Below are 8,830 nucleotides of genomic sequence, written 5' to 3' on the forward strand. Positions count from 1 at the left end.
CTGTACTCCGCCTTGCCCCCCAGCACCTTGACCAACTCCGCCAGAAATTGCGTATTGGCTTCGTTGCGCTCGCACTGGAACGGGTTGAAGCCGGTCGGTACGCCGTTTTCCAGCGCCAGGTAGTTGCCCCCGCAGGCGCGCACGAAAATCTCCGCGCCGCGGTCCTTGTCGAAGAAGAAGATCGTCGGTACCGGATCGAACTTCTGCACCTGGCTCAGCAGAAAATTGATCAGCGCCGTCTTGCCGGTACCGGACTTGCCGATCACCATCGTGTTGCCGATCGCCTTCTCGCCCAGCGAATTCTCCGCCGGATGCGTGGCGTGGAAGTTGAAATAATACGGCTGGCCGTTGGTGGTCTGCAGCGTCGTCACGCAGTCGCCCCACGGGTTGTTGTGCTGCTTGCCCTGGGCGAAGTTGTGCAACGGCGACAAGCCCAGGAAATTGAGCGAGCTCAGGTTGGCGATGCGCGTGCGGAAGCGCCAGTTGCCCGGCAGCTGCGCGTAGAACGAGGAGGCGATCGCCAGGTCTTCCTTGGCCGACACGAAGCCCGCGTTGGACAACTCCGCGCGCGTGGTCGCGATCTGCCGCGCCAGCTTCTCCTGGCTGTCGGCATACACCGCCAACGTGAAGTGGTACTCGCCCAGCACGAAGTTGCCCGACGCCACGTCATCCATCGCCAGGTCCAGGTCGCGGATCTGGCTGGAGGACTTGTCCCCGGAGGAAATCATCATGCCCTTGGTGCGTTCCAGCACCTTCAGCGCGTCGTGGCGTCCGACCGGGCTGAAGGAATGCGTCATGACGTACTCGAAATCCAGGTACTTCAAGCCATTGAGAATGCCCGGGTAGGTCCCGTCGGCGTATTCCTTGATGTTGAGGATCGCGCCGAAGTGGTTGATGCCATCGGGCGTACGAATGACGAAATCGCCCGTCTTGTTGGCGAACATGTGCTTGCTGACCGGCAGGTACGCGGGCACCGGCGCCTGCAGCACCGGCACCGGCTCATCGATGCGGTTGAGCAGATAGCCCAGGAACTCCAGCGTCTCGGAAAACACGATGCCATTCTTGGCCTCGTACATGCCCAACCGATACGGCGAATAATCCTTGAGCACCGCCTCCACATTGGTGGCCAGCTCGACGATCTTGCCAACGGCCTGCTCTTCCTCCACGCGGATCTTGTCCGGGTTGGCCGACTTCTCCACCAGCCGACGCCCGGTCACCACCGGTCGATAGATCATGCTGAAGTACAGCTCGTTCTGCATGATCTTCTGCGAGGACAACGCCGCGTAGTACTCGTCCGACAGGCCCTGGTTGAACGACTGACCAAAGCGCCCACCGGTGCCGATCCGGCGCCGACGCCGCACGTCGTGTACCCAGAACGCCACGTTGGCGAAGTCCGGAGCGCGCAGGGTCTGCAACAGACGATTGAAGGTGTTGTGCCGTTGCTCGAGCTCGAACTCGTCGCGCCCCACGAACGGCAAGCCAGCCAGATGCCAGATCAGCAGGTAGTCGCCAGCGGTCGTTTTGACGACCGACGGCGCGACATGCGTCGAAATGGAAACAAAATCGCTGATCGGACTATCTGGACTGAACATGGTCTTACCAAGTTAAGAAAGGAAGCAGTACACCGACACGGTCACCACAAGCACCAACCCCACGCAGACCGCCGGCGTGGGGTTGGTGAAACGGCTCATGTGCTCACCGGGGTTTGCCCGGAGGACCCTTGCGATATTCGTTAGGACTGAACACCCACATCCCCGCGTAGCGCTGCAGGTTGCGAACACGCATCCGGAACAGCCAGCGCAATCCAAGCAACCTGAAGATCATCTCGTCGCGCTTGGCCATCTGTTGCATGACGAAGATGATGACGGGAATGGAGAGCAGGAACCAAAGATCGAAGTACATGCCTGACAGCAGGCCACCGCCGGCACCGATGAAAAACGGGATGTAGGGAACCCCGAGAAACATCGCAGGACGAGTGCACCCGCGGAAGAGCACATCTTTATGCATAGTACTGAGCGAACTGAACCAGCGACGCACCGATGCCCGAGCAATCGCCAGCAGAACCGGCGCCCTTGTTCTGCAGGATCATGTTGGCGATCTGGCCCGCCGCACCGATCAGCACGCCGCCGATCAGAATGGGGGAAACCTCGGAGATACGCTTGTGCGCGAACGCGATCTGGTAGCCGGCCACGATGACGGCGATGGTGACCACCGCGATCGAACCCATGTTCAGCAGCTTCGTCACGTTGTTCAGGAATCCGCAGACGCGGGTATCGGTGCCACCGAGTTCGTTACCACTGCCTCCCGTAGTTGCAGCAGCGCCACCGGCCACCAGCAGCAACGAGGTAAACAGCAGGGCCTTCATTGCCTGTGTACCAACCATTTTGGCATCGGCCAGCGTTTTCTTGTCGATTTCAAACTTCATGTCTAACTCCTTGGGAACAGAGGGGGTCCAGCAGCCAGTATCCTTGGCGTTCTTGCGTCCTAAAAAACAAATGCACTATCGACCTGCGGGGCAGCTTGCACGGCGGGCTGCGCCGGAACCGCACCTGCAGGCCGCCCGTTCGAGGTCTGCGCCTGCGACGCAACGGCCGGCATCACCACGCCGCGCCCCTGCGCCGTCGCCTTCACCACATACAGTTCGTTATCCGATGCCGGCGCCGCTGCTGTCGCCGGCGTGGGAGCCGGGGATGAGGCAGGCGGCAGCGCTAGCATAGGCGGCGACGGTGAAGCCGTTGTGGTGCGCGCGCCGGCCAGATCCTGAATCCGACGGGCGACGATGGCGTCCACCAGTTCGGCGGCGGCCTGCCGTGCAGGGTTGGCAGGCCGCAGCTGGACCTGACCGGCCGGCACCACCGCAATGGGTTCGGCGCCGGACGCCGCGACCGATTGACGGATGGAGGCGTAGATCTTCTGCACATAACCGTGCTTGAAACCGGTTTCGAAGTTGCCTGAGTAGTAGCAACTGAACGACTTGCCCCAGTTCGCTCCCGACCGCGAGTGACACTCGGCCAGGATCCTGGAGGCGGCAACCAGATTAGGACATTTCTCGAACGCCATCTCGTAGCTGGTGAGGCCGTACTTGAGCAGGTTGTAGCGATTGACCTGACCCAGGCCAAGCGAGAAGTTGTAGCCCTTCTGCTCGAGCATCTTGGCGGTGGCGACAGCCTCGGCCAGGCCGCGCGGCTCGCGCACCAGCCGCCCCCCGACCACACCAATGGCATAGGGGTTGCGTGACGACTCGACCCGAACGACGTGCTGCATCACCTCGCCGGGGACGGCGAGTCCAGAGCACCCCATCAGTTCCATGCCAGGCAACATGTCATTTCTCCTTCAGGCCAGATGACCGCTCAAGCGACCGTTCAACCGCCGCGCAAGGTTCGCAGGGGATCGAAATCGATTCCCGTGATGAACCGTCGCCCGGCATGCGCCTTGATGTGGACCACGATGTCGATGGTCATTTTCAGCAGCCGCTTGATGACTTCGAACTCCAGGCCGGAGCCCTCGCTGGAGGCCTTCACCATCAACGCCAGCTGGTCCCAGGTTTGCTCGACGCTGCCGGCGTGGCAACTGGTGATGGAACCAGGGTGGCCCGAGGCGCAATTGCGAATGAAGTAGAACGACTCGTCGCCACGCAACTCGGCCAGGATGATGCGATCGGGCTTCATGCGCAGACAGGCCTCCATGCAACTCTTGGCGGTCACGTTGCTGGCGCTTTGCCCCCCCTTCGAATACAGCAGGTGCACGGAGTTGGGTTGACTGATGAACAGTTCCCGCGCGTCCTCGATCGTCACCAGGCGCTCTTCGTTGGGAATGTGATTGACCAGCGCCTTCATGAAGGTGGTCTTGCCACTACCGGTCGCGCCAGCCACCACCACGTTCTTCTTGTACAGCACGCACTTCTTGAAGAACTCGGCGTAGTCGCGCTTGCGCCGCAACTCCAGCAGTTCCTGGTCGTGATCGCTGACGTCTGCCGACTGTTCCAGCACCTCGTCGAAGAAACCGTCGTGCTTGTATTGCTCGAGCGACTTGGTGTGCTTGGAGGGAAGCCGGATGGTGATCGACACCTTGCCGGCGTCGCAGGCTGGCGGCATCACGAACTGCGCACGCTGCCCGGTGGGGAAGGTCAACGACACCACCGGGTCCGCATCGGTGATGCGCTGCCCGGTATTGCTCTCGTTGACCACCGCCGTGCAGAACTGCCGGGCGCGGTCGTAGGTCAGCGACGGCACATCGACCCGCTGCCAGCCATGGATGGTCTCCAGGTACAGCTCGCCAGGCCGATTGATGCAGATTTCGGTCACGTCAGGCGAGTTCAGATAATCCAGGATTCCCAGTACCGAGTACTGGTAATCGAGGAAATCGTTCGAAATCCGCGCTGTCGGAGAATCGTCGATCGTCATGGCGCTCACTGCATTCACTTCGGAAGAACCGCCGAGAAGTCGACGTCCTTGGCAACGTAGACATTCAGGACCGTGCCTTGATTGATGGTCAAGGTGGCGGGACGACGCCCGGACTGCTCCACGGCCTGCTCGGCAAGCTGCTGCATGCTGCGTGCAGTATTACTCTCGAACGGCCGCTGGGTGACGATCCCGGATCCCACGCCAATCGTGGTCGTCTCGGGGCCGTATTCGGCGGCGGCATACTTGAACGCATCGCTCAACAGGCTGATAAACAGCGCCGAGGCGATCTTGTTGCCCCAATGCGCGTTGTATTCGCCCGGATGGCCGGCGCTGCCAAGCGTGTCGATACCCGGGCCTTCCAGGGTCACATCGAGTCCGGTCGGGGTGGTGACGCGGTCCCACACCACCTGCATCCGCCGGCTCGTCGGTTCGGCGGCACCGTACTGGCCGAGCATCTTGGAACCCTTGGGCAGCAGCAGATTGTGTCCGTTGATCGAATACACCGGCTCGGTGACGATGCACGAGGTGTAGCCGCCGAAATCGGAAATGATCCGCGTCTCGAGGATGCAACGGATGTAGGTGCCGCGCACCATCAGGCCGTCCGGGTTGCTGATGGGTTTGGCCAGCAGCACCTCGGCGCCTTCCTGGGCAGCGACAGGCTGCGCGCCGGGCTGACCAGGCATGCTTGCGGCACCGGCGCCGTTGGCCGCCGCCTGCTCTGCCAGGATACGGCGTTCCAACAGGGTGGGACCACGCGGACGCTCTGGTGCGGAATTACCGTCATCGCCGGCACCGGTCGGCATCGGCGGCAGTGGCGGCAGGTTTGGCTGCTGCGCCAGCGGCACCGGTGCCTCTTCGACGGGCGCGGTCATGTTCTGCGGCAGCGCTGGCGCCACCACGGTTTCGGTACGCGGCTTCGGCGCAGCCTCGTCGCTTCCGCTCTGCGTCGCCAGCCAGAAGATCACCACAATCAACAGGGCTGCGATGGCCGCCAGGAAAACAAGCGCCTTGCGGTTGAGCCGCTTGATATCGCTGGAGCGCAACACAGGCTCGTTGGCGTCCAGGTCTGGCGCGGCGCCCGCCTGCTGCCGCGCAAAATAGGGATTATTGCGCTCGTTGTACTCGCCGTGTCGCTGTTCGTCCTCACGATTGCTGGAGGACTGCTCATCAGGGCCGTTTGGAATATTCGAGTTCACTTTTGCTTGTTCCTTCGCAGACCGACGACGTTATCGCCATGGCGAACCACCAGGAAAGGATAGGTCCCGTGGACGATCAAGGTGTTGCCTTCCACTGTCGTATTGACGAGAAAGTCTTCGGAATGTTCTTTCTCACGACCGAAGACCGCCGGGAAATTACCGGTCGGAAACCGCGTCAGATCCATGTTGATGTAGGTGAACTTCCCGTCGTCGTACACGCGGCTTGGAATCAGCCACGACTTCTTGGTGCGTGTCGCGTAGTCGTAATCGTAGTAGTAGCGGCGACCCTTCAGGATCTTGGCATTCAATAGCGGCCCGCTCTTGGAGGTGTCCGCATCGGCGACGTTGTTGAAGCTCGTGTCCTTGGGATACGTGAACACCACCTTGTACTGGACGCCGGCCTGCTTGGCCTGCTCCAGGCGCTGCCAATCGGTGGCGACGACCTTGAGCTCAAGGATGTAGGAGTGCGTGGCCGTACGAATCATCATGTTCGTATCGACATCGACATTCTTCGGCTTGAGATAGAACACATTCTCGCGCCGGGTAAGCTCCCAGCCGCCAGTGAAGCCGGTGCTGTAGTCGAGAATCTTCTCGTTCGGACTCAGCTCCACCTGCGTGGTGATCCCCAGGCCGGTGCGCACCTGGTAGATGCGGTCGGGCGCATACTCGTATTCCTGGACGACCTGGGCAGCCGCCGAAAACGTGCATAGCGCAAGTGGTAGCGCGGACAACAACGCACCCCTGTACCGGTTAAAGAATTTCATCGACCGCTTGCTCCATTGACATTGTTCGGCGTCCCTTGGGGTTGGATCGCGGGCTGCGTCTGTGGCTGGCCCGCTGGCTGCATCTGATCGGGGAATGCGGGCTGCGCCGATTGCTGCGGACTGCCGCCCGCAGGCTGCACCCCTTGCTGCAATGGCACACCGCCCTGCGGCGCCATGCCGGACAGGGCGGCGGCATTGGGATCGACCACACCGGTCCCGACGGCCTGTGGCTGGGCCACTGCCTGCGGCTGGGCATTGATGGCCGCACCCGCCGCCGGAGCTACCGGCAACGCGGAATAATCGTTATCGACGCGGTAATCGGTGACACGGAAGCCCAGGGGATTTTCGACTCGGAGGCTGTCGCTCATCTCGAGGTTGTCCTGGTAGACGAATCCCATGGTGGCGATCTTGTTGTCCAGCAACGTGGACACCGTGGAGTTCTTGTCGTAGACGGTCCGCTGGAAACGGACCGTCGCCCCCGTGTAGGGCTTGCCGTTTCCGCCGATCAACGTGATGCTCAGGATGTTGACACGGATGGCACGCAGCCGACCGTATATCGCCAGGGGCCGTTGCGGGTTATTGGCCGAATGCAGCGCACGATACTCGCCCACGACATTGGTCCCGCCCATTGCCGAAACGGTATTCCAGTCGCGCTGGCCGATGATGGAAAGGTCGAACGATTCGCGGGCGATGATGAAGCGCGCGATATTGCTGCGCGCCAGCGCTTCGCTCGTGCTGACAGTTCGCCCACCGAAGTTCGCCTCAAGCTTGGCGATCGTGCTGGTCCCCGAATAGGCGTCCGCCATCACCAGGTAGGGCACCTTTTCCTTCAGGGGCAGCATGTAGTAGTAGCCGCCAGCCGTCATGACGGTAATCACCATCGAAACAGTTGCAACGATCCACGCACGTTTTTCGCTGCGACGCGCCAGATCGGCAATGCTCACTTCGTAGTTCACCGCCTTTTGCACGGCAGCGCCCACCTGAGCAGACCCATCCTTTTCACTGACCTTCTTACGCAACATATCTAGATCCGTCACAGTGGGGCCTTGTCAGGCCCAGAACCATCGCCGCGACCAACTGCGGATACTTTTGAGTGACACCAGGCGCTTCGCCAACGGGCGCTCGATGGCGCTCGCCTGCAATGCGTCCGCTTACTTGAGCCCGGGCGACACCGGCACGGGTTGTACCAACAGCTTGTTGGCGGCAACCGATACCGAGACACCTTGCGCCGCATACACGGCACTCAGCTCGGTGGCGGCTTGCTGGACGCTGGTCGTGCTGATGTTCGACACCGGAGCAATCAGGGTGTAGTCCGACGGCAGGTTGTAGGTCAGTTGCATGTTGGAGTCTGCGGCCCAGCGCTCCAGCATGGTCTTCAGGGTGCCGTCCATCGGCGTGGCCTGGTAGGTGTAGGAGGTGTAGAGCGGAATTTCGGTCGGTGCCTCATCGAAGTGATTGACATGCTTCCAACGCCCGCCGAAGTCCGGGGCGGGTTTGGTGGCGCAGGCACCCGCCAACACGGCAATGGCCAATACCAACGAACGCTTGAGCACATACATCGGATTCACTCTGACCTCTCCAACTCATGAAAGACGGGCTTAGACCACGGACAGCACAAGACTCCGCTCGCCTGGGGGCGACGGAAGACAAGCGCCGTTGAAAATTTTTTGCGTGCGACCGCAGGCGACCACCGAGCGCGCCTGCGCGCGTCGTGCATGAGAACCGCAGAAGATGAATACGTCATAGAACCATCCATAGCCTTACTCCTGATGCGACCCGTCCGGCGTCGCCCCCCTGATCGAGCTCTGCCCATCCGTAATTCCCGGCAACTTTGCGCCCTGCATGTAGCTGAGTCAACAATAACTGCGCTTTCACACACCCCTTATGAGATTTTCATCACATTTTTCAGGAAGCGTTTTCACTTCGTTTTTAGCAGCCGCTGCGCCGTGCGGGTTGGCAGCGGCTGGATCACGTACCCGCCATGCCACTGGCTACGCTGACGCCCCCTCCTCCACCCTTGCCATCCGGTCATTCATCCATCCACCGGAGGCACTAGGCTCGAGTTGCGCAGGTCGGCAAGCAGAAGACCATCAGCGCTGGTGGCGAACGCGATGCGATTGAATCTGAACATCCGCCGCTTCTTCCAAGCCTTTCGGTGGCGACCTAACGGCGGACCATAGGCTTGTGTTCTGCCAACCCATCGCGGCGCTCTCCCCCCTCGTTTTCGACCAACGAATCGATCCAGAGCCTGGCCTGGTCGAACGAGAGATCAGGCGTAATCTGCGTTCCCGCATCGGTCACCACGGCGTACGCGACAATCGCCTCGGGCACATACGCCTGGTCCCGCGTGATTGCCACGACCCGATATCCCCCTCTGCTCAGAGGGTGTTTACATAATGATATAATAGTGCCATCTCATCACAGACAGTCATCGAAATGGGCCGCCCACTGAAGATTCAAGTCGAAC

Annotated in this window: 10 protein-coding genes; all 10 read right to left on the reverse strand. The window is 61.1% G+C overall.

Going from position 1 to position 8,830, the window contains the following annotated elements; all coding sequences use genetic code 11:
- Positions 1–1,592 (reverse strand): VirB4 family type IV secretion/conjugal transfer ATPase (locus tag XcuCFBP2542_RS18170; protein ID WP_484606943.1); only part of this gene is annotated, 1,592 nt, incomplete at its 3' end.
- Between the two features lie 103 nt (positions 1,593–1,695).
- The gene (locus XcuCFBP2542_RS18175) at positions 1,696–2,007 is read right to left on the reverse strand and encodes a VirB3 family type IV secretion system protein (RefSeq protein ID WP_104605581.1); all 312 of its coding nucleotides are present in this window, start codon (positions 2,005–2,007) and stop codon (positions 1,696–1,698) included.
- Positions 2,000–2,425 (reverse strand): TrbC/VirB2 family protein, encoded by a 426-nt coding sequence (locus XcuCFBP2542_RS18180; protein WP_104605583.1) that lies wholly within the window; start codon positions 2,423–2,425, stop codon positions 2,000–2,002. Before XcuCFBP2542_RS18180 ends, XcuCFBP2542_RS18175 begins: the two co-directional genes overlap by 8 nt.
- Before the next feature lie 59 nt (positions 2,426–2,484).
- Positions 2,485–3,309: a lytic transglycosylase domain-containing protein gene (locus tag XcuCFBP2542_RS18185; protein ID WP_170067027.1), complete on the reverse strand. Its 825-nt coding sequence runs from the start codon at positions 3,307–3,309 to the stop codon at positions 2,485–2,487.
- Between the two features lie 53 nt (positions 3,310–3,362).
- Positions 3,363–4,412 carry a P-type DNA transfer ATPase VirB11 gene (gene virB11 / locus XcuCFBP2542_RS18190; protein ID WP_208800551.1) on the reverse strand — a complete coding sequence of 350 codons (1,050 nt, stop codon included), beginning with the start codon at positions 4,410–4,412 and terminating at the stop codon, positions 3,363–3,365.
- 5 nt (positions 4,413–4,417) lie between these two features.
- The gene (locus tag XcuCFBP2542_RS18195; protein WP_104605589.1) at positions 4,418–5,599 is read right to left on the reverse strand and encodes a TraB/TrbI/VirB10 family type IV secretion system protein; all 1,182 of its coding nucleotides are present in this window, start codon (positions 5,597–5,599) and stop codon (positions 4,418–4,420) included.
- On the reverse strand, positions 5,596–6,363 hold the full coding sequence (locus XcuCFBP2542_RS18200; protein WP_104605591.1) for a TrbG/VirB9 family P-type conjugative transfer protein: 768 nt from the start codon (positions 6,361–6,363) through the stop codon (positions 5,596–5,598). Before XcuCFBP2542_RS18200 ends, XcuCFBP2542_RS18195 begins: the two co-directional genes overlap by 4 nt.
- Positions 6,360–7,385 (reverse strand): VirB8 family type IV secretion system protein, encoded by a 1,026-nt coding sequence (locus XcuCFBP2542_RS18205; protein WP_104605593.1) that lies wholly within the window; start codon positions 7,383–7,385, stop codon positions 6,360–6,362. Before XcuCFBP2542_RS18205 ends, XcuCFBP2542_RS18200 begins: the two co-directional genes overlap by 4 nt.
- A gap of 129 nt (positions 7,386–7,514) precedes the next feature.
- Positions 7,515–7,922: a TcpQ domain-containing protein gene (locus XcuCFBP2542_RS18210; RefSeq protein ID WP_104605594.1), complete on the reverse strand. Its 408-nt coding sequence runs from the start codon at positions 7,920–7,922 to the stop codon at positions 7,515–7,517.
- A 604-nt stretch (positions 7,923–8,526) separates the two neighbouring features.
- Positions 8,527–8,766: a hypothetical protein gene (locus XcuCFBP2542_RS18215; protein ID WP_104605596.1), complete on the reverse strand. Its 240-nt coding sequence runs from the start codon at positions 8,764–8,766 to the stop codon at positions 8,527–8,529.
- Positions 8,767–8,830: the final 64 nt, after the last annotated feature.

It is taken from the genome of Xanthomonas cucurbitae (assembly GCF_002939885.1).
In the GTDB taxonomy this organism is placed as follows: Bacteria; Pseudomonadota; Gammaproteobacteria; order Xanthomonadales; family Xanthomonadaceae; genus Xanthomonas; species Xanthomonas cucurbitae.

Coding starts and splice junctions, on each gene's coding strand:
- XcuCFBP2542_RS18175 (WP_104605581.1), bottom strand. CDS start 2,007: ATGCATAAAGATGTGCTCTTCCGCGGGTGCACTCGTCCTGCGATGTTT.
- XcuCFBP2542_RS18180 (WP_104605583.1), bottom strand. CDS start 2,425: ATGAAGTTTGAAATCGACAAGAAAACGCTGGCCGATGCCAAAATGGTT.
- XcuCFBP2542_RS18185 (WP_170067027.1), bottom strand. CDS start 3,309: ATGGAACTGATGGGGTGCTCTGGACTCGCCGTCCCCGGCGAGGTGATG.
- XcuCFBP2542_RS18200 (WP_104605591.1), bottom strand. CDS start 6,363: ATGAAATTCTTTAACCGGTACAGGGGTGCGTTGTTGTCCGCGCTACCA.
- XcuCFBP2542_RS18205 (WP_104605593.1), bottom strand. CDS start 7,385: ATGTTGCGTAAGAAGGTCAGTGAAAAGGATGGGTCTGCTCAGGTGGGC.
- XcuCFBP2542_RS18210 (WP_104605594.1), bottom strand. CDS start 7,922: ATGTATGTGCTCAAGCGTTCGTTGGTATTGGCCATTGCCGTGTTGGCG.